The sequence below is a fragment of the Virgibacillus chiguensis genome (assembly GCF_900129865.1).
Lineage (GTDB): Bacteria > Bacillota > Bacilli > Bacillales > Amphibacillaceae > Virgibacillus > Virgibacillus chiguensis.
In genome coordinates this window covers 30,160-56,037 of record NZ_FQXD01000002.1, presented here as the reverse complement: position 1 = coordinate 56,037, position 25,878 = coordinate 30,160, and the positions used below count along the sequence as shown (strand labels likewise).

At 36.7% G+C, this 25,878-nt stretch carries 21 protein-coding genes; all 21 read left to right on the top strand.

Going from position 1 to position 25,878, the window contains the following annotated elements; translation table 11 throughout:
- Positions 1-134: 134 nt before the first annotated feature.
- The 21 genes from pnp (at position 135) to BUB45_RS02635 (ending at position 25,276) form a co-directional block, all read left to right on the top strand.
- Positions 135-2,249, top strand: coding sequence for a polyribonucleotide nucleotidyltransferase (pnp, locus tag BUB45_RS02735; protein ID WP_073004992.1), 2,115 nt, complete (start codon positions 135-137; stop codon positions 2,247-2,249).
- Positions 2,250-2,767: 518 nt separating this feature from the next.
- Entirely contained in the window at positions 2,768-3,715 is a 948-nt protein-coding gene (locus BUB45_RS02730) for a polysaccharide deacetylase family protein (protein WP_073004990.1), read from the top strand.
- A 33-nt stretch (positions 3,716-3,748) separates the two neighbouring features.
- The gene (locus BUB45_RS02725) at positions 3,749-4,969 is read left to right on the top strand and encodes a M16 family metallopeptidase (RefSeq protein WP_073004988.1); all 1,221 of its coding nucleotides are present in this window, start codon (positions 3,749-3,751) and stop codon (positions 4,967-4,969) included.
- A 155-nt stretch (positions 4,970-5,124) separates the two neighbouring features.
- A complete protein-coding gene (locus tag BUB45_RS02720) occupies positions 5,125-5,367 on the top strand; it encodes a YlmC/YmxH family sporulation protein (RefSeq protein ID WP_073004986.1) in 243 nt (80 codons plus the stop codon).
- 806 nt (positions 5,368-6,173) lie between these two features.
- The gene (gene dpaA, locus BUB45_RS02715) at positions 6,174-7,052 is read left to right on the top strand and encodes a dipicolinic acid synthetase subunit A (RefSeq protein ID WP_073004984.1); all 879 of its coding nucleotides are present in this window, start codon (positions 6,174-6,176) and stop codon (positions 7,050-7,052) included.
- Positions 7,053-7,196: 144 nt separating this feature from the next.
- Positions 7,197-7,787, top strand: coding sequence for a dipicolinate synthase subunit B (gene dpaB, locus BUB45_RS02710; protein ID WP_073004982.1), 591 nt, complete (start codon positions 7,197-7,199; stop codon positions 7,785-7,787).
- 62 nt (positions 7,788-7,849) lie between these two features.
- Positions 7,850-8,902: an aspartate-semialdehyde dehydrogenase gene (gene asd / locus BUB45_RS02705; RefSeq protein ID WP_073004980.1), complete on the top strand. Its 1,053-nt coding sequence runs from the start codon at positions 7,850-7,852 to the stop codon at positions 8,900-8,902.
- 10 nt (positions 8,903-8,912) lie between these two features.
- A complete protein-coding gene (dapG, locus tag BUB45_RS02700) occupies positions 8,913-10,139 on the top strand; it encodes an aspartate kinase (protein WP_073004979.1) in 1,227 nt (408 codons plus the stop codon).
- A gap of 18 nt (positions 10,140-10,157) precedes the next feature.
- Positions 10,158-11,033 carry a 4-hydroxy-tetrahydrodipicolinate synthase gene (dapA, locus tag BUB45_RS02695; protein WP_073004977.1) on the top strand — a complete coding sequence of 292 codons (876 nt, stop codon included), beginning with the start codon at positions 10,158-10,160 and terminating at the stop codon, positions 11,031-11,033.
- A 326-nt stretch (positions 11,034-11,359) separates the two neighbouring features.
- Entirely contained in the window at positions 11,360-12,088 is a 729-nt protein-coding gene (locus BUB45_RS02690) for a ClpP family protease (protein WP_073004975.1), read from the top strand.
- Positions 12,085-12,303: a YlzJ-like family protein gene (locus tag BUB45_RS02685; protein ID WP_073004973.1), complete on the top strand. Its 219-nt coding sequence runs from the start codon at positions 12,085-12,087 to the stop codon at positions 12,301-12,303. The genes BUB45_RS02690 and BUB45_RS02685 overlap by 4 nt, the downstream gene beginning before the upstream one ends.
- 605 nt (positions 12,304-12,908) lie before the next feature.
- A complete protein-coding gene (locus tag BUB45_RS02680; RefSeq protein ID WP_073004971.1) occupies positions 12,909-15,179 on the top strand; it encodes an FtsK/SpoIIIE family DNA translocase in 2,271 nt (756 codons plus the stop codon).
- 450 nt (positions 15,180-15,629) lie between these two features.
- Positions 15,630-16,355, top strand: a complete 726-nt coding sequence (locus BUB45_RS02675; protein ID WP_073004969.1) for a GntR family transcriptional regulator — start codon at positions 15,630-15,632, stop codon at positions 16,353-16,355.
- Positions 16,356-16,469: 114 nt separating this feature from the next.
- Positions 16,470-17,582, top strand: coding sequence for a BMP family lipoprotein (locus BUB45_RS02670; RefSeq protein ID WP_073004967.1), 1,113 nt, complete (start codon positions 16,470-16,472; stop codon positions 17,580-17,582).
- 167 nt (positions 17,583-17,749) lie between these two features.
- Complete coding sequence (locus tag BUB45_RS02665) at positions 17,750-19,261, top strand: ABC transporter ATP-binding protein (RefSeq protein ID WP_073005700.1); 1,512 nt, start codon at positions 17,750-17,752, stop codon at positions 19,259-19,261.
- The gene (locus tag BUB45_RS02660; RefSeq protein WP_280157303.1) at positions 19,258-20,304 is read left to right on the top strand and encodes an ABC transporter permease; all 1,047 of its coding nucleotides are present in this window, start codon (positions 19,258-19,260) and stop codon (positions 20,302-20,304) included. The genes BUB45_RS02665 and BUB45_RS02660 overlap by 4 nt, the downstream gene beginning before the upstream one ends.
- A gap of 9 nt (positions 20,305-20,313) precedes the next feature.
- On the top strand, positions 20,314-21,264 hold the full coding sequence (locus BUB45_RS02655; RefSeq protein WP_073005698.1) for an ABC transporter permease: 951 nt from the start codon (positions 20,314-20,316) through the stop codon (positions 21,262-21,264).
- A 378-nt stretch (positions 21,265-21,642) separates the two neighbouring features.
- A complete protein-coding gene (gene yfmF / locus BUB45_RS02650; RefSeq protein ID WP_073004954.1) occupies positions 21,643-22,947 on the top strand; it encodes an EF-P 5-aminopentanol modification-associated protein YfmF in 1,305 nt (434 codons plus the stop codon).
- Entirely contained in the window at positions 22,940-24,223 is a 1,284-nt protein-coding gene (gene yfmH / locus BUB45_RS02645; protein ID WP_073004952.1) for an EF-P 5-aminopentanol modification-associated protein YfmH, read from the top strand. The genes yfmF and yfmH overlap by 8 nt, the downstream gene beginning before the upstream one ends.
- Before the next feature lie 6 nt (positions 24,224-24,229).
- Positions 24,230-24,943 (top strand): elongation factor P 5-aminopentanone reductase, encoded by a 714-nt coding sequence (gene ymfI, locus BUB45_RS02640; protein ID WP_073004950.1) that lies wholly within the window; start codon positions 24,230-24,232, stop codon positions 24,941-24,943.
- 78 nt (positions 24,944-25,021) lie between these two features.
- Positions 25,022-25,276 (top strand): DUF3243 domain-containing protein, encoded by a 255-nt coding sequence (locus BUB45_RS02635; protein WP_073004948.1) that lies wholly within the window; start codon positions 25,022-25,024, stop codon positions 25,274-25,276.
- Positions 25,277-25,878 lie beyond the last annotated feature (602 nt).

Here is a 25,878-nt window from a genome sequence, read left to right as displayed (position 1 = left end):
ACCGAGATGGTTGTTTATGGTATATGTACATAAAAATTGGTCAACCCTTGATTTAGGCTACATAAAATTTACAATCATGCTTTTAAACTATAAAATGGATAGTATCATGCAATTTGAAAGGAGAACATGAACTAATGGCAGAAGAAAAACAACAATTCTCTATAGAGGTAGCTGGCAAAACATTTACCGTCGAAACTGGAGAATTAGCAAAACAAGCAAGTGGTGCTTGTATGATTCATTATGGAGATACAGCTGTTTTATCTGTAGCAACAGCTTCAAGTGAACCTAAGGATCTTCCGTTTTTTCCTTTGACAGTTAACTATGAAGAACGGTTATACGCAGTAGGTAAAATACCAGGAGGGTTTATTAAAAGAGAAGGTAGGCCAAGTGAAAAAGCCATTCTATCTTCACGTCTTATTGACCGACCGATTCGACCTTTATTTCCTGATGGGTATCGAAATGAAGTTCAAGTGATTAGTACGGTAATGAGTGTTGATCAAGATTGTCCTTCAGAAATAGCAGCAATGATTGGTTCTTCAATTGCTTTATGCATTTCTGACATTCCATTTGCCGAACCAATTGCAGGAGTGAACGTAGGTCGAGTAGATGGGAAATTTATCATTAACCCTACGGTAGAGCAAGAGGAAAAAAGTGACATTGAATTAACCGTTGCTGGAACAAAAGACGCCATTAATATGGTAGAAGCAGGTGCTGATGAAGTTCCTGAAGAAGTCATGTTAGAAGCAATTATGTTTGGACATCAGGAAATCATCCGATTAGTAGAGTTCCAAGAGCAAATTATGAGAACAGTAGGAAAGAAAAAACAAGCACCTACTTTATTTGATGTAGATCAAGCATTAAGTTCAGAAGTGGAGGCAAAAGCAAAAGATAAGTTAGTAAAGGCTATTCAGGTTAAAGAGAAGCATGCTCGGGAAGAAGCGATTTCTGCGGTTAAAGAAGACGTGCTAGCTGCTTATGAAGAAGATGACGACACAAGCAAGCAAGTAAAAACGATTCTTGATCAAATAGTAAAAGCTGAGGTACGTCGGTTAATTACGAAAGAAAAAATTCGTCCTGATGGTAGACAAATTGATGAGATACGCCCGTTATCATCCCGAATACATGTATTGCCACGTACGCACGGATCCGGTTTATTTACTAGAGGTCAAACGCAAGCATTAAGCGTTTGTACACTTGGAGCTTTAGGGGATGTGCAAATTTTAGACGGTCTTGATTTAGAGGAATCTAAACGTTTTATGCATCATTATAATTTCCCTGCATATAGTGTGGGAGAAACAGGGCCAATGAGAGGACCTGGTCGAAGAGAAATTGGTCATGGAGCATTAGGAGAACGAGCATTAGAGAAAGTAGTTCCATCTGAAAAAGATTTCCCATATACCATTCGCCTAGTATCAGAAGTGTTAGAATCAAATGGATCAACTTCACAAGCAAGTATTTGTGCTAGCACGCTTGCGATGATGGACGCTGGTGTTCCGATTAAAGCACCTGTAGCAGGTATTGCGATGGGGCTTGTTAAATCAGGAGACGATTATTCCATTCTTTCTGATATTCAAGGTATGGAGGATGCTCTTGGCGATATGGACTTTAAAGTTGCTGGAACGGCTAAAGGTGTTACTGCATTGCAAATGGACATTAAGATAGATGGCTTATCTAAAGAAATTTTAGAAGAAGCATTACACCAAGCGAAAAAAGGAAGAATGCATATTCTTGAATCGATGCTTGCTACAATTGAAAAGCCGAAAGACAATCTTTCAGAATACGCACCAAAAATTTTAACGATGGAAATTAATCCAGACAAAATTCGTGACGTCATTGGTCCAAGCGGAAAGCAAATTAATCAAATCATTGATGAAACAGGTGTAAAAATCGATATTGAGCAAGATGGAAGTGTGTTTATTTCATCTACCGAAGCAGCGATGAATGAAAAAGCGAAGAAAATCATTGAGGACTTAGTACGTGAAGTTGAAGTTGGACAATTATATTTAGGAAAAGTAAAACGAATTGAAAAATTCGGCGCATTCGTTGAATTATTTAAAGGTAAAGACGGTTTGGTTCACATTTCTGAATTGGCTGAAGAACGTACAAATAAAGTAGAAGATGTCGTTTCTATTGGTGATGAAATTTTAGTAAAAGTAAAAGAAATTGACAATCAAGGAAGAGTAAACTTGTCTCGAAAAGCAGTTTTAAAAGAAGAACGGGAAAGAAAAGAAGCTGCAAAAAATCAGTAGTTCCATGCAGTAAACAAGAAGCTGGCAACCCAGTTTCTTTTTTTATAGTAGGCTCTAAAATAGATGTTGGGGTTTTGGAACATGATCTAAAAATACCCCAACAACCCAAACATTGTTAGGGCACAGTGGTGAAAAAACGCAGCTGATCGCCAAGACTTTATAACGCAGGCTGAGCTTTTCTAATTTATTTTACATAAACAAAGCGACGTTGTTTTATATAATCAATCTATAAAGCAAAACGAAGGTTTATCACCATGCTGTAAGCCTTTTTTTGCTTATACGATAAATGCCAATTTTTTGCTTTTTATTATATTGATGAATAAAACGTTTTTCGCCCCTTCCCCTTCCCCTTCCCCTTTTACATTACCTTACCGTTCATGACGAAAAATAGGGGAGAAGTGGATCGATGATAGGAATACTTGAATAAACCTAGCAAAAATGGAAGTAATCAAAAGTCGCTATCATAACTTGTCCCTTACTATCATATAAGTAAGGATATAAGGGAGGGGTACGTAAGGATGCGGCGATATCGAAATTTACTTCATGTTGTTGTGTTTATTATTATAGTAGGGCTTACCTTTGATATGAATAAAAATCCATTTACTCCAGTCGAATCACCTGTTATAGTTCAAACTGCCAAAACAACTGACTCACTATACGAAGAAATTAAACAAAAAGCAAAAGAATATGATGAGCCTGCACAAAATGCATATATTGACAAAGTTTGGAAAAAGACACCTGGGAGAAATGGTTTAACTGTAAATGTAGAAAAATCATATACAAAAATGAAACGTAAAGATGAAGGTTTTCAAGAATCGCTGTTAGTATTCGATCAAATTACTCCCGAAGTTGGTTTAAAAGATTTACCTGCATCTCCAATTTATCGAGGGCATCCCGAAAAAAAAATGGTGTCATTTTTAATTAATGTATCGTGGGGAGAAGAATATATCCCTAACATCCTTTCGATTTTAAAAGACAATGGGGTAAAAGCATCTTTCTTTATTGAAGGGAAATGGGCAAAAAACAATGCTGAATTAGTCAAAATGATTGCAGAACAAGGTCATCTTATTGGAAATCATGCATATAATCATCCAGATATGGCGAAGTTATCCAATCAAAACATCGTCGATCAGATCGTACAAACAAACGATATTATAAAAGCGATAACTGGTTCAACTCCAAAGTGGTTTGCACCTCCAAGTGGTAGCTATAATAATCACGTAGTGGAAGTTAGCCATCATCTTAAAATGGAAACAGTACTATGGACGGTTGATACAATTGATTGGAAGAACCCCTCTGTTTCTGTTATGCTTAACCGAGTGAATGAAAGAATTCACCCTGGAGCCACAATTTTAATGCACCCTACAGAAGCAACTGAAAGAGGATTGCAGCAATTAATATCGTCTATTAAAGAAAAAGACTATAAATTAAATACGATAGAAAAATTGGTAGAAACGAAGCGATAATTTGTGTCGCTTTATATTTTAGGAGGATATGCTTTGATAGAAAAACACACTTGTAAAAATGGTTTACGTGTTGTACTAGAGAAAGTTCCTGCAGTTCGTTCTGTCACGATAGGGATATGGATCCTAACGGGTTCACGTCATGAACATGCTGAAATAAACGGTATCTCCCATTTCTTAGAACATATGTTTTTTAAAGGTACGAAAACGCGAACTGCACAGGATATTGCAGAAGAATTTGATGCGATTGGTGGCCAAGTAAATGCATTTACATCAAAAGAATACACATGCTTATATGCCAAAGTTGTTGATACATATAAGTATAAAGCATTAGATATTTTAGCAGATATGTATTTCCACTCCCAATTTCAAGAAGAAGAAATGGAAAAAGAAAAAAAAGTCGTCTACGAGGAAATTAAAATGTATGAAGATACTCCAGATGATTTAGTGCATGATCTGCTTGCTCAGGCAGCATATGGTAGCCATCCATTAGGGTTACCCATTCTAGGGACGGAAGAAAAGTTAGCTACGTTCACATCTAAAATGTTAGAAGATTATATACATTTAAGGTATACACCAGATAATGTGGTTATCTCAGTTGCAGGTAATGTAGATACTTCTTTTATTCAAACAGTTGAAACGTATTTTGGGAGCTACACATTTACAAAGTCATCTAAAACCCTTGCTAAACCAACCTTTCTTGGTGAAAAGATGGAGCGTTATAAAGATACGGAGCAGGTTCATTTGTGTTTAGGATACAACGGATTAGCAGTCCATGAAGCCGCTATTTATAGCTTGATCATTATGAATAATGTGTTAGGCGGAAGCATGAGTTCTAGATTGTTTCAAGATGTTAGAGAGAAAAAAGGATTAGCCTATTCCGTTTTCTCTTATCATTCTTCTTTTATGGATAGCGGACTACTAACCATATACGCCGGCACCGCAAAAAATCAATCGGAGCAATTACTTCACGTCATACAAGAAACAATTGATAAATTTATTACGAAGGGTTTATCTGATAAAGAATTACAAAGTAGTAAGGAGCAATTAAAAGGAAGTTTGCTTTTAAGTCTGGAAAGTACAACTAGTCGCATGAGCAGAAATGGGAAAAACGAGTTGATTTTAAAAGAACATTATACATTAGATGAATTAGTAGAAATGATTGATGATGTGAACCATACTGAAATTCAGCAGGTTATGGATATTGTTTTTCAACAACCACCATCTATTGCATTAATATCTCCAAAAGGAAATTAGGGTTATCTTTTCACACGAGCAAACAGGAAAGTATATTACTATATATTTGTAGCTTATTCTATAAAAATTTATCCTGCCCTATTGTGTAAAAACCTATGAAATCATAGGTTTTTTGCATATAGACTTTACAAATAATAAAAGTAGGAGGGAATGAATTGAGGTATAAAGAAATAAGTGGAAAAGAAATTGTAAACGTACAAGAAGGAGCAAGGTTAGGTGTATTGGGACAAACAGATTTAGAAATTAATGAAACTACTGGTCAAATTGAAGCTTTTATTATTCCAAATTACAAATGGTTTGGTTTAAAAAAGGAAGCGGAAGAAACCAAAATTCGCTGGAATGCAATTAAAAAAGTGGGCGAGGATATGATTATTATCGATACAGAGAAAAGTATATGACACTTTACCAATACTACAAGTTGAGGAATTGGAAGATACGGTCTGACAAGTATAAGCGAGATATCACAGCAGCTAAATCCTCATCTTTGTAAGAGACCTTTAGGTCGTATCCCCTTGCTATACTAAAACATGATTTAGGATGAAAACTTCTTCCACATTGATTTTTTTAAACAGTGCTAAATCAAACGTTGCTGCCTTCCAAATTGGAAGCGGCTTTTTTATTTGCACAGGAAATTATAACGTAAGGTGCTTATGGATAACGAAATAACCGAATAGTCACTTCGTCCAGCAATGAGGTGATTTCACGCAATCGCTCTAGATAAGTCCTCATCGATTCGTCGCTAAGAGGAAGGCTGACTAGAAACAGACTTGCCGCCCGACGTGGGCATACTCTTGTTTTAGTGGCATGGTGCCTAAATTTTTAGTTGATTTGTTCCACTCGCTACGTTGCTAAACGGGCGCCCCGATCCTTTGTTCTTTACCACACAATTGAAATCCATCTTGGTTACTATTTGCGCCAATACAAAGTGCTGTAAGATTCTACCTCAGAAATACAGCATACCTTTTTTGTAAAGCTCTTCTTGTATTATTCATATGTATTTATAATACATGCTTAGAAAATGTATTGATTTTCCATAAAATGGTGGTATTAACTTTTATATAGTAGTCTTTCCTAAATAGGATTTTGCTTCTTAAATTTGTGTATAGTAATTCTTTTCATAAAATGTAATCACTAACTCGATCTCCATACATAAGCTATAAAGAAATGTGAATGAAAATGGTACGTTTGGAGGGTCTTTACAAACATGAACCGAACAATTGCAATAGTCGGCGGAGACGCCCGTTATTTAGAATTAATTCGCCAACTCCAAGCATTAACAGATACAACACTTTTGCTTATTGGGTTTGATAAATTAGAGCAAGGATTCACAGGCTTAAAACAATTGGCTATTGATGAAGTCACACCAAGCGAATTAGACGCGGTTATCTTACCTATAACTGGTACGGATTCTAATGGGATAGTAGAACCTGTTTTTTCAGAAAAAAAAATCCATCTCTCTACAAATTGGTTCCAACAATTAAAAAAATCGACAATTGTATTTTCTGGAATAGCCAATGCCTATTTGAAAAATGCGATAAAAAAAGCAAATATAAAGTTAGTTCCTCTGTTAGACCGAGATGATGTTGCTATATATAACTCCATTCCAACGGCAGAAGGTACGATTATGATGGCCATTGAACATACAGATTTCACGATCCATTCCTCCTGTGTCGTTGTAGTTGGGTTTGGCAGAGTGGGACATACGGTTGCAAATAAATTTTCTTCTTTAGGTGCAAAAGTATCTGTTAGCGCCACCCACATGAAAGATTTAGCAAGAGTAACTGAAATGGGTTTAACAGCAATCCCACTAGATCAATTAGCGCTTCATATGCAAGCATGCGATTTACTCATTAACACTATCCCGGCTCCTGTCATTGGAAAAGAGGAGATGAAGCATCTTCCATCGCATGCAGTTATCATTGACCTGGCTTCAAATCCTGGAGGAACTGATTTTACGTATGCAAAACAGCGTGGTATTAAAGCCATGTTGGCGCGCAGTTTACCAAGTATAGTTGCACCTAAAACTGCAGGGAAAATATTAGCAAATGTTATAAAACAAGAAATCATTCAAAATCCGTATTAAACAATTAACTGTTTGAGTTTTTGAAAGTAATTTCAGTGCTAGATAAAACGAGGGAAAAGATTCATTTACCAGCTTTAATGGCAATCTTTTGTAAAGATAGAAATCATGCCCAATAAATATTAATTTTCATAGGAGGTACGATTAATGCGTTTAAAAGGTAAGAGAATTGGTTTTGGCTTAACAGGTTCCCATTGCACATATGATCAAGTTTTTCCACAAATGGAGAAATTAATGGCGCTTGGTGCTGAAGTTGTTCCAATTGTAACATACACAGTAAGAACGACCGACACGAAGTTCGGTGATGCACAGGACCATATCGAAAAAATTCAAACCATTACTGGGAAAGAAATTATAACTACGATGCCTGAGGCAGAACCGCTGGGGCCTAAAATGCCATTAGATTGTATGGTCATTGCTCCGTTAACCGGAAATTCCTTGAGCAAACTTGCCAATGCTTTAACAGACTCCCCCGTTTTAATGGCAGCTAAGGCAACAATGCGTAATCAACAACCTGTAGTAGTGGGCGTTTCTACAAATGATGCACTTGGTTTAAATGGAGTTAATCTAATGCGTTTAATGGCTAGTAAGTTTATTTACTTTGTTCCGTATGGGCAAGATGATCCTTATTTAAAGCCAAACTCACTTGTTGCAAAAATGGAATTAATACCAGAGACTATTGAATCTGCGCTTGAATTTAAACAACTACAACCAGTTATTGTTCCTCATCGAAGCTAATCTGTGATAAAATGATAAGCTAGAAGTCTAATAATCTAGTTTTGGAAAGGAGCAATAAATTCATGTCGCAAAAATCAGCCTATAATGTAGCTGTGGTTGGAGCAACAGGCGCAGTTGGTCATAAAATACTTGAATTATTACAAGAGAAAGATTTTCCAATAAATAAATTGAAGCTTTTATCTTCCAAACGATCTGCTGGTTCTAAACAGGTTTTTAACCAAGAGGAAATCATTGTTGAAGAAGCAGTACCTGAAAGCTTTGAAGGCGTTGATATTGCTTTGTTTTCAGCTGGTGGTTCAGTTTCTAAAAAGCTCGCTCCAGAAGCTGTAAAACGCGGTGCAGTAGTAATTGATAACACGAGCGCCTTTCGTATGGATGAGTCTGTGCCACTTGTAGTTCCTGAAGTCAACAAAGAAGACTTAAGAGATCACCAAGGAATTATTGCCAATCCAAATTGCTCTACCATTCAAATGGTGGCAGCGTTAGAGCCACTAAAAGCTAAATTTGGTTTAAGACGTATTATCGTATCCACTTATCAAGCTGTTTCAGGTGCTGGTAATGAAGCATGCGATGAGTTAGCGAATCAGTCAAAAACTTATTTGTCTAATGAAGAAATGAAAGCAACTATTCTCCCTGTTAAGGGAGATGAAAAGCATTTTCCAATTGCATTTAATGCACTACCGCAAATTGATCTTTTTCAAGAGAATGGTTATACTCTTGAAGAATTAAAAATGATTAATGAAACGAAAAAAATTATGCATGCACCAGACCTTTCAGTAGCTGCAACTTGTGTACGCTTGCCATTTTTTACGTCTCATGCAGAAAGTGTATATATCGAAGTTGAGAGAGAAGATGTAATGGTAAAAGACATTTGGGAAGTGTTACAGCATGCAGAGGGGGTCGTGTTGCAGGATAATCCAAAAGAGCAGATTTATCCAACACCTTTAGCTGCAGAGGGTAAACAAGATGTATTTGTTGGTAGAGTTCGCAAGGATTTAGACAATAGACACGGGTTCCATCTATGGATTGTATCTGATAATTTATTAAAAGGTGCAGCTTGGAATACGGTACAAATCGCCCAAGAATTAATTCAAAATAATTGGTTGCAACGATAGAGGTGTACGAATGGAAATACTCATTCAAAAATTCGGTGGTACTTCGGTACAATCACAAGAAAACCGAGACCATGTAATTAAACATATAAAAGATGCTTTAGTAAAAGAATATAAACTTGTAGTTGTCGTTTCTGCATTAGGCAGAAAACCTGATCCTTATGCTACAGATACGCTACTCAGTCTGGTGGATTTTCCGGCGAATAAAAATGCTTCACGAGAATTGGATATGCTCATGTCGTGCGGTGAGATTATTTCATCCGTTGTACTTTCTAATGAATTACAAAAGCAACATATTGCTGCAACGGCTCTAACTGGCTCACAAGCAGGATTCATTACAACAGATGACTTTACAGAAGCAAAAATCAAAGAAGTAAAGCCAGAACGAATTTTGCAAGAATTAGAAACGCATGATGTGGTAGTTGTCGCAGGTTTTCAAGGAACTACAACATCTGGTGACATTACGACAATAGGACGTGGTGGAAGTGATACAACAGCTTCAGCATTAGGTGTTGCTTTATCAGCTGAGCGGATTGAAATATTCACAGATGTAAATGGTATTATGACTGCTGATCCACGGGTGGTTGAAACAGCAAGACCACTTGATGTAGTTACGTATTCTGAAATTTGTAATTTGGCATATCAAGGAGCAAAGGTCATTCATCCCCGAGCAGTAGAAATTGCTATGCAAGGAAAAATTCCCATGCGTGTGCGTTCTACCTACTCCAAAGATGAAGGAACGCTTGTTACGTCTTCACGTGTAGAAGGGATGGACATTATTGATCGATTAATTACTGGCATTGCACATATGGATGCTATAACCCAGATTCAAGTACAAACGAAAGAGGCAGCATTTGGGATGCAGTCAGATGTATTTAAAGCAATGGCTGAAGCGGGGATTTCTGTTGATTTTATTACTATTTCACCTACAGGGGTGATCTATACTGTACCAAATGCTTACACAGAAAAGGCTGTACACATATTAAACACGCTTGGATTTGAACATGAAATTACTGAGAACTGTGCAAAGGTTTCAGCTGTAGGAGCGGGCATGACTGGTGTTCCTGGTGTTGCTGCAAAAATTGTGCAAGCATTGACTGATGCGAATGTGCAAATTCTGCAGTCTGCAGACAGCCATACAACCATTTGGGTACTCGTACATGAAAAAGATTTAAAAGCCGCAGTAAATGCATTGCATGAAGCTTTTGAATTGAGTCACGTATTTAACTCCGCACATTGAATAGAAAAGGTGATTAGAATGAACTTTGGTAAAGTGTTAACTGCAATGGTCACACCCTTTGATTTAAATGGAAATATTGATTATACGCAGACAGATGCACTTATTGAACACTTGTTGCAAAATGGTACACAGGGTTTAGTCATTGCAGGAACAACAGGTGAATCACCAACTTTAACTACCGAAGAAAAAGTGAGCCTGTTTAAACATGTCGTTGGTCAAGTAAATAAACGCGTTCCTGTTATTGCAGGGACTGGAGGGAATAATACGCAAGCTTCGATAGATTTAACCAAGGAAGCAGAACGTTGTGGTGTGGATGCGGTGATGCTTGTAGCGCCGTATTACAATAAACCAGATCAACGTAGTCTATTTGCACATTTCAAAACTGTAGCTCAAAGCACATCGCTACCTGTGATGCTCTATAATATACCAGGAAGATCGATTGTAAATTTAACCACGGAGACAACTGTAGCGTTAAGTAAAATCGATAATATTGTTTCTGTTAAGGAAGCTAGTGGAGATCTTGATCAAGTGTCTCAAATAATTGAGCTAACAGATGATTCGTTCTCTGTATATAGTGGTGACGATAGTATGACATTACCAATATTGTCTGTTGGAGGCACAGGTGTTATTTCGGTAGCTTCTCATCTGATAGGAAATGAAATGAAGCAAATGATTCAATTGTTTGAAGAAGGAAGTACAGGTCAAGCAGCTAAGCTTCATCGTCAATTGTTGCCTGTTATGAAAGGGTTATTTATGGCTCCTTCTCCTTCCCCTGTAAAAGCTGCCCTTCGCATAAAAGGAATAGAAGTTGGTGGTTTGCGTTTGCCACTACTTGAACTATCGCAGCAGGATAAAGATGAATTAACAACGATCTTAGAAAATACCGGTATATAATGCCGGTATTTTTTTATACTATATAGGAAAGTATACAGTTTTAAGGTTTAAAACTATAGCCCCTGTCATAAAAGATTTGTCGGTAAGCCAAGTTTTTTCTAAGATAGCATAAATAATACCCATAGTTATGAAATTGGTTGGTAAATAAATGTTCACCTATTTCATTTAATAAACTGTCCTCAAGTGTTTATTTTGTCTAACTGGTAAGGTGAAAAAATTTTTAATGGAATAAGAACATAGTAATATTTCCTTCTTCCTGCATGATTATCGGATGTTACGATCATACTATGAGAGGAATAACTTGTTAATGAGGAGTGTGTAAGTAAATGGATAAACAGCCAGAAAAAAAGGGCGATCAAACGCAAGATAATAATTCCTCTGCTTTAGTCCAAAAAATTCAACAACTAGGACAATCTAATGTACCACAAGCGCCAGATTCAAATATACATGTGCTTTCCATTATCGGACAAGTAGAAGGACATGTACAACTCCCACCACAAAACAAAACAACAAAATATGAGCATTTATTGCCACAATTAGTTGCTATTGAACAGAATCCGAAAATTGAAGGTTTAGTTATTTTATTAAATACGGTTGGTGGTGATGTCGAAGCGGGATTAGCCTTATCTGAAATGATTACTTCTATATCTAAACCTACAGTCTCGATTGTGCTCGGAGGAGGCCACTCCATTGGGGTGCCTATAGCTGTTGCTACGGATTATTCTTTCATTGCACCGACTGCTACGATGACGATACATCCAATTCGTTTAACAGGTTTAGTTATCGGTGTACCGCAGACGTTTGAGTATTTGGATGAAATGCAAAATCGTGTGGTCGATTTTGTCGTAAATCATTCTAATATAACAGAGGAAAAATTTAAAGATTTAATGTTTGCAAAAGGTAATTTAACACGTGATATCGGTACAAATGTTGTTGGAAAAGCAGCAGTAGAATATGGCTTAATTGATGGTGTTGGCGGCGTTAAGGAAGCAATGAAAAAAATAAATGAATTGATTAAGCAAAATGGCGATCACGAACAGCAGGTGATGCAATGATTATTTATACACCGCTATCAAAAGAAGATATTTTTTATACTTCCCAAGAATACACGGAAAGACAAATGATTTCATACAATGGTAAGCCACTATATTGTGAAAAGAGAGCAGATGGATCATTAGAAATTGTTAAATTATTATCAACCGATCCTAAGGATTTTTTAAATCATGAGTTTTCCCCCGGTACGATTATTTCTCAGATGAATGAAAACTGAATATTATATAACTGCTTTTAATCTTTAGGTTGAGGGCAGTTTTTTATTCGTCTAGGAAATTATCGGAAATTATAAAATTTTGCAGCTGTGGATAAACTAACTAAGTTATTTAGCCACGTTCGGTTCTAGCGCCCAGCAAGAGACGACTTCACTCCATTGCCCTAATCTAAGTCATCATTGGTTCGTTCTAAATAGGAAGGCCAACTAAAGACGGGCTTGCCGGAGGGCGCCGGCATATTCCTGTTGAAGGAGCATGATTCCTAAGACTTCAGTTGATCAGTTCCAGTCGATACGTTGCTAAACGGGCGCCCCGAGCCTTTGTGCGTTTAAATTGTTCGTTCTAGTTTCACTGTCACTCTAGTGTCAGTATGATATACTAAATAGAGGTAATTGCTTTTAATATTGAAGTAGATACGCTAAAATATGAAAGTTGAATATTTCAGCTATACATATATGATAATAAATATTTTATAATTCGGGTGGAATTTTTTAGCGTAAATGAGACTCAATTTGACTATGACATTATTCCATTCCATTGATAAGCAAAAGTGTTTAAATGAATGTTACCATCTAATTAAATTGCCAAAAATGATTGAGGTGAAAGTATGGCAAGAAAGAAAAAAAGACGCAGCAGCAAATTAAAAAAACAATTAAAACTAGAGCTAATAGGTCTCTTATTTATTTTCTTAGGCATTTTTGGAAGTGGAGCTAGTGCGATAAGTGATGGAGCTATACCAGGCGGGCTTGAGCACTTATTTCGCTTTTTCTTAGGAATTTGGTATTTTGTTGCATCGGTTTTCTTATTAGTAACAGGTATTAAATTAGTGGTAAAACGGAAATTACCTAACTTTGCAACAAAAAAAATGGTTGGCTTTTATATTATATTTGGTGGTGTACTACTTATGACACACACCCAAATGTTTGATGAAATAATCGCTTCGAATCAGCAAATCTCTATTCTAGGATCTACTTGGGAAAATTACTCTAATTATATTGACAACCAATTATCATCCGAATATTTGGGGGGAGGAATGGCTGGGGCTTTATTGCTTACCTTTTCCTACTATTTATTTTCCTTAACAGGTGCTAAAATTGTAGCTGTTTTTTCCATCATTATTGGTATTATTTTTATGACTGATTTATCGGTAGGCGATCTATTTTCTAAAATGTGGAAGTGGCTGGCAAGCAAAGTAAAAAACGTGCAAGATACATGGAGACAAAAACAAACTGCAAAACGTTCGATAAAAGAAAATGAACCTAAAATTGAACAAAACGGCGAGGAGGTTACTGAGCATGTTATCTCAGAACCTGTTATTCAAGACTTTACAGATCATACGGCATTAAGTGAACAAATTCCAGAAGAAACGGAACTGACGTCTATGGTTCAACAAGAGGAGAAAGTGAATGATAGCTTAGATAATATGCCGATGACGGAAGTAGAAAACTATGAGTATATTCTTCCTTCTATGCAGTTATTGGCAGAGCCAACAAACAATTCGCAACAACAGGAAAAATCGCAAATTCAAGCGACGGTTAGAAAGTTAGAGAGTACGTTTACTAGTTTTGGAGTAAAAGCACGTGTTACGAAAGTGCATGTAGGTCCAGCGGTAACTAAATATGAAATATATCCAGAAGCTGGTGTAAAGGTAAGTAAAATAGTTAATTTACATGATGATTTGGCACTAGCTCTAGCTGCAAAAGACTTACGGATAGAAGCACCCATTCCAGGGAAATCAGCGGTCGGAATCGAAGTACCAAATCAAGAAGTAGCTATGGTGTCGTTACGAGAAGTGCTAGAGAGTATCGCACAAAAACAATCTTCTAAACTACTATTTGCTCTTGGCAGAGATATATCCGGAGAAGCAATCGTTGGCGAATTGAATAAAATGCCACATTTACTTATCGCAGGTGCTACAGGAAGCGGGAAAAGTGTCTGTGTAAATGGGATAATTACTACGATTTTAATGCGTGCTAAACCTCATGAAGTGAAGATGATGATGATTGACCCGAAGAAAGTTGAATTAAATGTGTATAACGGTATTCCACATTTACTTGCTCCCGTTGTAACGGATCCGAAAAAAGCTTCTCGAGCTCTACAAAAAGTAGTTGCAGAGATGGAGCGACGATATGAACTTTTTTCTGATACAGGAACACGTAATATTGAAGGATACAATGAATATATTAGAAAACATAACCAACATGCTGAAGATCCAGAGCCGAATCTTCCATACATCGTCGTGTTAGTAGATGAATTAGCAGACTTAATGATGGTAGCTTCAAGTGATGTGGAAGATGCAATTACTCGATTAGCTCAAATGGCACGTGCTGCGGGAATTCATCTCATTATTGCCACCCAGCGGCCATCTGTAGACGTTATTACGGGGGTAATTAAGGCGAATATTCCTTCTAGAATTGCCTTTAGTGTCTCTTCAGCAACAGACTCTAGAACCATCTTGGATAGTGGCGGAGCAGAAAAGTTATTGGGAAGAGGGGATATGTTGTTTATCCCGGTTGGATCTTCTAAGCCAACTCGTGTACAAGGTGCTTTTCTGTCTGATGAAGAAGTTGAACGTGTAGTAGACCACTGTATTGAACAGCAAAAGGCGTCTTATCAAGAAGAAATGATTCCAGAAGAAGTCAATGAGGTTGCAGAAGAAGTAGACGATGAATTGTATGATGATGCTGTTCAATTAATCACTGAAATGCAAAGCGCTAGTGTATCTATGTTACAGCGCCGCTTTAGAATTGGTTATACGAGAGCAGCAAGACTAATCGATGCCATGGAACAAAGAGGTATTGTAGGACCGTATGAGGGGAGTAAGCCACGTACAGTTCTTATCAGTCAAATAGCTGAAGAACATACTTCTTCACATTAATGTTGAAATAAAGCCTTATAAGTAAATTTTTTAACGCAAGGGCTTGCTGAAATTGCCATTGTGCTTTTATGCACTATAACTATAGGAAAGTATTAAAATTTAGAGTTTATAGCGTAAGCAATAACTTGGTTATCGTCATAATTACTTTGGCGATAGCCAAGTTTTGCTAAGGAGCTGTTTGTAATGAACAAGTGATTGGTTTTACAAGTTGCTGTTCAAAGAATTGCACGTAGAAGAAAAATCAATGCTTTTCAATGACATAATTCTATGTTCCACAGAATCATTAACCTTTAGTACACACGCCATTTATTTTTTAGTTTTATATAATTGTTGAATTTTGATGAAAAGGTATTTCTTTCTAAATCTATTCATGCTATGATGAAATTATAAACTAGTAGAATGTCAGAGGTCAGATATCTAATCGGGAATACAGTTTTGGGGTGATGAAGTTTGTCTATTAAGCATGATTCAAGGCACTTATATTTACAAGTTATTGATCAAATAAAAAAAGATATTCATAATGGCACGTACAAGGAGAATGAAAAGCTCCCATCAGAATTTCAATTATCCAAGGTGCTAGGGGTTTCTCGTGCAACTTTAAGAGAAGCACTCCGAATATTAGAAGAAGATAATATTGTTACTAGGAAACACGGTGTTGGTACATTTGTAAACCCTAAGCCTGTATTTTCTTCTGGTATTGAACAACTTACAAGTGTTACATACATGATTGAGCAATCAGGGAAAAAAGCCGGAACAGAATATTTATTCACAGATATAAGAGAAGCAACGGACAAGGAAAAGAGTCGATTTGCTCCTCATGTTGTAGAGCAATTAGTTGAAATTGAGCGCGTTCGTACAGCCAACGGGGAACCAGTTGTATTTTGCGTTGATAAAATTCCTGAAAAGATCATTCCGGTAGAAAGTATCCAACAAGCAGATTCCTTTTTTAAATTAATGGAGGATTACGCTAATAAAAGGGTTGCCTATGCCGTGACATATATTGAGCCAATTGGTTATCATGAACGCATTTATAAGACTTTAAACTGCCATAAAGGACAAACATTATTGTTGCTTAGGCAAATGCACTATACTTCCGAAGATGAAGCGGTTTTATACTCAGCAAACTATTTTCGCTCCGATATGTTTAGCTTTCATGTTTTACGTAAACGTACGTAAAACGACGTTCGCAATAAAATGGAAGCGATTTCAAAAAAACAAGGAGGTGGTGCGCTCGAATATAGTGTGATAAATCGTTGTCGGAAACAAAAAATAAAAGAGGGGGCTATTATTTTGAAAAGTAGAAAGCTTATTTTAATACTAACAATTTTTATTAGTTTTGGTTTAGTTTTAGCTGCGTGTGGTGGTTCTAATAATGAAGATAAATCAAGTGGTGGAAATGATGGTAAAAAAACAGAAGAAAACGAAGGGTCTACGGATTATTCCGTCGCAATGGTAACAGATGAAGGGGGAGTTGATGACAAATCATTTAACCAATCGTCTTGGGAAGGGCTACAAGCATGGGGAGAAGAACATGGACTATCAAAAGGAAACGGTTATGATTATGCACAGTCTAATGATGAGTCAGATTATTTGCCAAACCTTACTCGTTTAACAAGAGATGGCTATAACTTGATTTTTGGTGTTGGATATTTACTAGAAGATGCGATCTCAAAAGTAGCAGAACAAAATCCTGATACAAATTTTTCCATTGTCGATACCGTTGTGGAAGCTCCTAATGTTGCAAGCATTACATTTGCGGAGAATGAAGGATCATTTTTAGCAGGTGTTGCAGCTGCTAAAAAAACCAAAACAAACAAGCTTGGTTTTGTCGGCGGCATGGATTCTGATTTGATAACTAAATTTGAAGTTGGATTCGTTGCAGGTGCAAAATCTGTTAATCCAGATATTGAAGTGGACATTCAATATGTTGGTGATTTTAGTTCAGCTGATGATGCAAAGCTAATTGCTACAAGGATGTATGGTGACGATAGAGACATTATTTATCATGCAGCAGGTGCAGCTGGAAATGGCGTATTTAATCAAGCAAAAGATATGAAAAAGAACGATCCTAATAATGAAATTTGGGTGATTGGTGTAGATCGCGATCAGCATGAAGAAGGGAAAATAGGTGAAGATAATGTAACACTTACATCTATGGTAAAGCGAGTGGACGTATCTGTTCAAGAAGTAAGTAATCTGGGTTTAAATGGGGATTTCCCAGGCGGTGAAATATTGGAATTCGCTTTAAAAGACGATGGTGTCTATCTTGCTGACACAAATGAGGAGGCTTACACAGAAGAAATTGCTTCAGCTGTTGATGAGTGGAAAGAAAAAATCATTAACGAAGAAGTAGATGTACCGCAAACGCGAAAAGATCTAGAAGAATTTGAAAAGTCGTTGTAAAAAAAGAGGCTGGAGTCAGCCAGCCTCTTTAATCTTTAAGAAATATAAGTCTAGACAATGAAATGTTGAATCCTACTCGAAAGATGATGAATAGCAAGCTCAGGCTCTTAAGGAGAAACTGTTTTTGTAGTAAAGGAGTGATGTAGTTGGAAGATTATGTGATCGAAATGCTGCATATAAGAAAAGAATTTCCGGGAGTAGTTGCTAATGATGATGTAACCATCCAATTAAAGCGCGGAGAGGTCCATGCCTTATTGGGGGAAAATGGTGCAGGAAAATCAACCTTGATGAACGTCCTCTTTGGGTTATATCAACCTGAGGAAGGAGAAATTCGAGTGAAGGGTAAAAAAGTATCGATCACCGATCCTAATATTGCTAACAATTTAGGAATCGGTATGGTGCATCAACATTTTATGTTAGTCGAACCGTTTACTGTTACCCAAAATATTATTCTCGGTATTGAACCAACAAACAAAGGGAAAATTAATTTAAAGCAAGCAGAGCGAGAAGTGCAAGAATTGTCTGATCAGTATGGTCTTCGAGTAGATGCAACGGCAAAGATAAGTGATATTTCTGTAGGTATGCAGCAACGTGTGGAGATTTTAAAGACGCTTTATCGTGGAGCAGATGTGCTTATATTCGATGAGCCAACTGCTGTTTTAACACCGCAAGAGATTGCTGAGTTAATGGAAATATTTCGAACTTTACTTGCAGAAGGAAAATCTATCATTTTAATTACGCATAAACTAAAAGAAATTATGGAAATTTGTGATCGCTGTACCGTCATTCGAAAAGGTAAAGGTATTGGTACCGTAAACGTAGCAGAAACAACTGTTACAGAGTTGGCTTCTTTAATGGTTGGTAGAGATATATCTTTTCAAACGAACAAACAACCAGCTGAACCTAAACAAACCGTTCTGAAAATTGATAATCTATTTGTAAAAGATAGCAGAAAAGTAGACATGATAAAAGGGCTAAATTTAAACGTACGTGCTGGAGAAATTGTAGGTATTGCAGGTATTGATGGGAATGGACAGAGTGAATTAATTGAAGCAATTACTGGTCTTCGCAAAGCGCATAGCGGGAGTGTTATTATAAATGAAAAACCAATTACAAATCTGTCTCCTCGTAAAGTAACAGAAAGCGGTGTCGGCCATATACCTCAAGATAGACATAAATTTGGGCTTGTGTTAAACTATTCTGTTGCTGAAAATCTCGTTTTACAAACTTATTATAAACGACCATATTCTAAATTCAAAGTATTAAATTATAAGCAAATTTTGCAAAAAGCAGAACAGCTAATAGAGGAGTATGATGTTCGCACACCTTCTCCGCACACAAAAGCGCGTGCGTTGTCTGGTGGTAATCAACAAAAAGCTATAATAGCTAGAGAAGTTGATAGATCTCCTGATTTATTAATCGCTGCTCAGCCGACACGAGGTTTAGATGTTGGGGCAATTGAATTCATTCACCAAAAGCTCATAGAAGAGCGAAATAAAGGAAAAGCAATTTTATTAGTTTCTTTTGAATTAGATGAAATTCTAGACGTTAGCGATCGAATCGCTGTTATTTATGATGGGGGAATTGTAGCAGATGTAAAGCCAGAAGAAACAAGTGAACAGGAATTAGGCTTATTAATGGCTGGGAGCGGTCATGTAAAGGATGGTGAAGAATCGTGATGGAAAATAAATGGTTTAACATCCTTGTACCAATTATTTCTGTTCTCATTGGTCTTTTTGCTGGGGCTTTGATTATGTTGTTTTTCGGCTATAATCCTATACAAGGTTACATTGCTTTATTTAAAGGAGCATTCGGTGATTTATATTTTTTTGGTGAGACTATTCGCCAGACAACGCCTTACATATTTACAGGCTTAGCCGTTGCATTTGCATTTCGCGCTGGCTTATTTAACATTGGGGCTGAAGGGCAAGTCATTGTTGGGTGGTTAGCAGCTGTTTGGGTAGGCACAACAATAGACGCTCCGATGTATATTCACCTACCACTAGCTTTACTTGTGGCCGCAATTGCTGGAGCGCTATGGGGATTTATTCCCGGCTTGCTAAAAGCAGGATTGGGAGTACACGAAGTAATCATAACGATTATGCTAAACTATATTGCCCTTTATAGTTCTAATGCCATCATCCGCAGCATTTTAACGGAAAACGCAGATAAAACAGATATGGTTGCTCCGACTGCCTCGTTAGCTTCTGAATGGTTAGCAAATACCACTTATTTTTCCAGAATGCACTATGGCATATTCATAGCAATACTAGCAGCAGTTGCCATGTGGTTTATCATTGAACGGACAAAACTCGGTTTTGAACTAAAGTCTGTAGGCTATAACAAACATGCTTCGAAGTATGCAGGTATGAGTGTAAAACGTAATATTATTTTGGCTATGGTTATTTCTGGCTTATTTGCTGGATTAGCAGGTTCTATGGAGGGGTTAGGTACGTACGGTAATATGACTGCGAGTTCTGGTTTCTCCAATATCGGTTTTGATGGAATTGCTGTAGCACTTTTAGGGGCAAATAATGCATTTGGTGTTGTTCTTGCAGCATTCTTATTTGGAGCTTTAAAAGTAGGGGCGTTAAATATGCCAACCCAAGCTGGAGTTCCAAATGAGCTGGTAGATATTATCATTGCTCTAATTATATTCTTCGTCGCCTCAAGCTATCTCATTCGCTGGATAATATTACGGTTTAAAAGGGAGGGAAAATAATTGAGTTTTATGGAATTATTACAATCTGTAATCCCAACTGCGCTTTTTTATTCAGCTCCACTTATTTTTACTGCTTTAGGCGGAGTATTTAGTGAACGCTCAGGAGTCGTTAATATTGGCTTGGAAGGTTTAATGGTGATGGGAGCATTTGTCGGTATAGTGTTCAATCTCACCTTTGCTGACGTATTCGGTGCTTGGACGCCATGGGTATCTATTCTTGTTGCTATGGGTGTTGGTGCTATCTTTGCCATCATTCATGCCTTAGCTTCCGTCACTTTTTATGCCGATCAAGTAGTTAGTGGTGTAGCAATTAACTTTTTAGCTTTAGGAGTAGGCATTTTCTTAACAAAGCAGTGGTATGATAAAGGTCAAACAGATATGGTGACGCAACCATTTTATACAACAGATATTCCTGTTTTAGCAGATATTCCTTTAATTGGATCTGTTTTCTTTCAAGGAATTTACCCAACCTCCTATGTAGCTATCTTCCTTGCTTTCGTGTCGTGGTATATTTTATACAAAACACCGTTTGGATTACGTCTACGTGCAGTAGGTGAACATCCGATGGCTGCTGACACAAATGGTATTAATGTTTATAAGATGCGTTACATCGCTGTAATTATTTCTGGTGCCATGGGTGGCTTAGGTGGATCAGTATTTGCTTTAACGATTGCTTTCAATTTCTCGCATGCAACAATTGTAGGACAAGGATTTATGGCTCTAGCAGCCGTTATATTTGGAAAATGGCACCCGCTCGGTGCAATGGGCGCTGCTTTGTTTTTTGGGTTCGCTCAAAGCTTAAGTGTTATTGGTGGAGGTATTCCGCTTTTAGAAGATGTGCCGCAAGTATTTTTACTTATAGCGCCTTACGTATTAACTATTTTAGCATTAGCTGGTTTTATCGGTCGTGCAGAAGCACCAAAAGCAAATGGAGTGCCTTATATTAAGGGGAATCGCTAAAAACTTGCTTGCTCATATCCTTTAATAAATACAAGCATAGTTGTAACGCCACAAAGAAATTCATGCGGGTGAATATTTTAATTAATATTATAGGAAGCCATCATGGTTTGCTCAAGACCCCAACCCACCGTCTATCATGAAAAGAACTTGAAGGCGGTGTATTCATACAAAAATATAAAATTTTTATGGATTATAGTATAAGCGAAACCACGGCTATCGCCATAATGAATTGGTGATAGCTAAGTTTTTTCAAAAAGGTAAAAAGCAAGCTCTGTTTGTGTAAAAAAAGTCGCAAGCGAGTTTTTTTTGCTTTATAATGGATGACGAATGATAAATGTGAGCAGAATAAATGAAAAGTCTATATAAGGGAGGATTACCATGCAAGAAATTCAGGAAAACATAAAAGATATTAACGGCTTTAATGTTCATTATATTCCTAATCAAAAGTATAAAACATTGACTGTTGTTTTAAAGCTGCGTGCACCTTTAGATAGGGACACGATTACCAAAAGAGCTTTGTTGCCATATGTACTAAAACAAGGTACGAAACAATACCCATCTAAACAAGAACTGCAAATAAAGTTAGATGACTTATACGGAGCTTCTCTTTCTATAGACGGCGCCAAAAAAGGAGAAAACCATATTATTAGTGTGCGACTAGATATTGCCAATCAGAAGTTTTTAGCAGGAGATTCTTCTGTATTCGAGGAAGGCTTACAGTTGCTTTATGATGTTTTATTTAATCCAAATGTTGATGACCAAGGCTTTAATAAGTCTATATTCACACGAGAGAAGGAGACCTTAAAACAAAAAAACCTGAGCTTAAAAGATGACAAGATGAGTTACGCTAACCTTCGTTTAATTGATGAAATGTGTAAAGGCGAGCCTTATGCAATTCATGTGCATGGTTATTTAGATGACTTGGAAAAAATAACTCCAGTTTCTCTTTTTTCTTACTACCAACAAGTAGTTGCAAACGATCAAATTGATATTTATGTGCAAGGAGATCTTTCAGAGGAAAATATGGAAAAGACGATAAAGAAAGTTTTTCAACAAGCAAACAAAAATCAACCAAGATTAAAGCATAAGGATTTAAATGAACGCCATGTTAGCAAAACAGATGTTATACCAAAAGAAATTGTGGAAACAGATAAGGTTCAGCAAGCAAAATTACATATTGGTTATCGCACAAACGTTACGTTTGGAGAGCCTGCTTATTATGCTCTTCATGTGCTAAATGGGATTTTCGGTGGATTTCCAAGTTCAAAATTGTTTATTAATGTTCGAGAAAAGAATAGTCTTGCTTATTATGCTGCTTCTCGTATGGAAAGCCATAAAGGATTATTGTTTGTTTTTAGTGGTATTGCTCCAGAAGATTTTGAAAAGGCAAGAGACATTATAAAAAAACAGATGGAAGCAATGAAGCAAGGGGACTTTACATCGCAAAATATTGCGGAAGCTAAAGCTGTTATTACTAACCAACTATTAGAGACATTCGACAGTCCACAAGGAACAATTGAATTTTTATATCAACAAGTTTTAGCAAACAAAAAAATTACTCCTCTTCATTTTGTAGAACAATTGAATAAGGTGACAAAAGAAGAGATTGTTGCTGTTGCTAAACGCTTGCAAGAAGACACAACTTATTTATTAACAGCAGAGAAAGGAGATAGTCATGAATAAGCACATATATAGTGATATTGATGAAACGCTATATACGGAGAAATTAGCTAATGGATTAACCGTATTTTTATTACCGAAACCAGAACTAGCAAAAACACATGCTTTGTTTACGACGAACTATGGTTCCATTGATTTGCATTTTGCGCCTATAGGTAAAGATGAAGTAATTACTGTTCCAGAAGGAGTAGCTCACTTCTTAGAACATAAGCTCTTTGAAAGTGAAGAAGGGGATGTATTTCATGACTTTTCTAAACAAGGCGCTTCTGCGAACGCTTATACTTCATTTACGAAAACAGCGTATCTTTTCACAGCCACTGATCAAATTGAGAAAAATGTAGAAACACTTATTGATTTTGTGCAACATCCTTATTTTACAGATGAATCCGTAGAGAAAGAAAAGGGGATTATTGCTCAAGAAATAAGGATGTATGATGATCAGCCTGATTGGCAAGCTTTTATGGGCACGATTAAAGCAATGTTTCAAAATCACCCAATTAATGTAGACATTGCAGGGACAGTTGAATCGATCTACCAAATCACAAAAGAAGATTTATATACATGCTACCATACCTTTTATCATCCTGAGAATATGGTTTTATTTATTGCTGGAAACTTTGACCCCGAAAAAATGGGGCAGTTAATTAGAGAGAATCAAGACAAAAAACAGTTTGCCAAGATGGAGCAGTTAAAACGGAAGTTCCCGAATGAGCCAAATGAGGTAGCAGAGCGAGAAAAGCGAATAACTATGCCTGTCTCGATTCCTAAATGTACGCTAGGAATAAAACGTGTTAATCAGCAACTGTCTAAAGATGAGCTTCTAATAGAAGATTTACTTCAGGATATGTTATTGGACTATTATTTTTCAAAAGGCGGACCATTTTACGAGGAACTTTATAATGAAAATCTAATTGATGATAGTTTCTTTTTTGAATCAAATATTGATCGAGATTTTGGATATGTATTAATTGGTAGTAATACGAAAGACCCAAAACAGTTTTCCGAACGATTAAAATCCATGTTACTTGGTATCCAGGAAGCGAATCTAAATGTAGAAACATTCCAGCGTATAAAGAAGAAGAAAATAGGTCAGCTGCTACGTATGATGAACCGCTTAGAGAACATAGCAAACGCTTATACACATTACCATATGCTAGGTATTGACTTCTTTACATTACTTTCAGTTGTTCGAGAGTTAACGTTGGAGGATGCGAAGCAGTTTATGTATTCTTGGATAGAGGAAGAACGGTTATCAGTTTGTACGATCGATGCGGAGTAAGCTGCAATGAAAAGAAACATTCTTCTAATAGGGGCTAGTGGAGATATCGGTTCAGCAATAGCTGAACAATTATTACAACATGGTTACCAATTAATACTCCATTATTATACAAACAAACGAGTCATTGATGAACTCTGTGACGCATATCCTGAATCTATTTTAGCGACGTATCAAACAGACTTAAGTAAAAATAGATCTTGTGAACAGTTGATGCAAAGTTTATCCTTCTCTATTGATGGAGTAGTCTTTGCAAGCGGGAAAGCACATTACGGTTTGTTTCAAGATACTAACGAGGAAACGATGGATGCTATGATTCAGTTACATGTTAAATCGCCTTGGCTTATTACTAAACACCTTCTTCCGGATATGATTGCAAAACAGGCAGGTTTCATTCTATTTATAACGTCGATTTGGGGAGAACAAGGTGCCAGTAACGAAGTCGTTTATTCTGCAGTGAAAGGTGCACAAAATAGCTTTGTTAAAGCACTTGCAAAAGAAGTTGCACCTTCTGGGATTTCGGTTAACGCCATTAGCCCAGGTTATATTGAAACAAAGATGAATCATCATTTATGTAACGAAGAAAGAAAATCCATTTTATCTGAAATTCCAATGAACAGGGCGGGTAAGCCAGAAGAAATTGCTTCTGTAGTAACTTTTCTATTAGATAGTGAAAAGAGCTATATACAAGGCGCAATTTTAGATGTAACAGGCGGTTGGTAACTTTTCTTCTATCCAATATGTATAATCTTTAAAATCTCTCAAATACTATGCATGTATATATTGGAAGGAGGAAAAAAGATGTCCGTTCTAGATAATTTTGATTCATGGAAAAGCTTTTTAGCCAATAAGCTTACACAAGCACAACAACAAGGAATGAGTAATGAAACAGTTCAAAATATTGCTCATGAGATTGGTGATTATTTAGCACAGCACGTTGATGCTAAAAACAAAGAAGAGGCTGTACTACGTGACTTATGGAATTCAGCTTCTGATGAAGAACAGCAAGTATTAGCTAATACGATGATTAAATATGTTCAAAACCAAGGAAACTAAATGTAACATGTGAACAGTCTATATGAAATTTCAATGGTCTGCCACGCTTCGTTAATGTAGCGTGGCAGACTTTATTGGCCAAATAGGTGTACGATACTTATTTATTTTACGAAGACAGGATGCACATATAAGATTTTTGTTTATCTTGAATCTACGAAGGTGTGAACTGGAAAGTCTAAGCGGAAGATAGCAGCACCTAAATTCCTTTTTCGTAAGATATCTTTAAATCATACCTTTTTGGGCTGCTAAATAATCGGCGGGGGATGAAAGAAAACCTTACTGAATGGAAGCAGCATTTTATAAAAAAATTATTTTGTCAATCACCAATGGTTCTGTTAAGATAAATATGATATAGTTTACCTCTAACCTTTTCACGTACGAAAAAATGCTTTATGATATAATTATATAAACTGTAATGATTAATAATTTAAAATGCATTAAAGTTTATTGCATGTGGTTTAAGTACAATGAAAGGCTATCTAAGTGTTTTTATACTTGGAGTTTTTTATAGTCTAGGAATTTATAAAATTTTGCAGTTGTGGATAAACTAACTAAGTTATTTAGCCACGTCCGGCTCCAGCGCCCAGCAATTAGGCGACTTC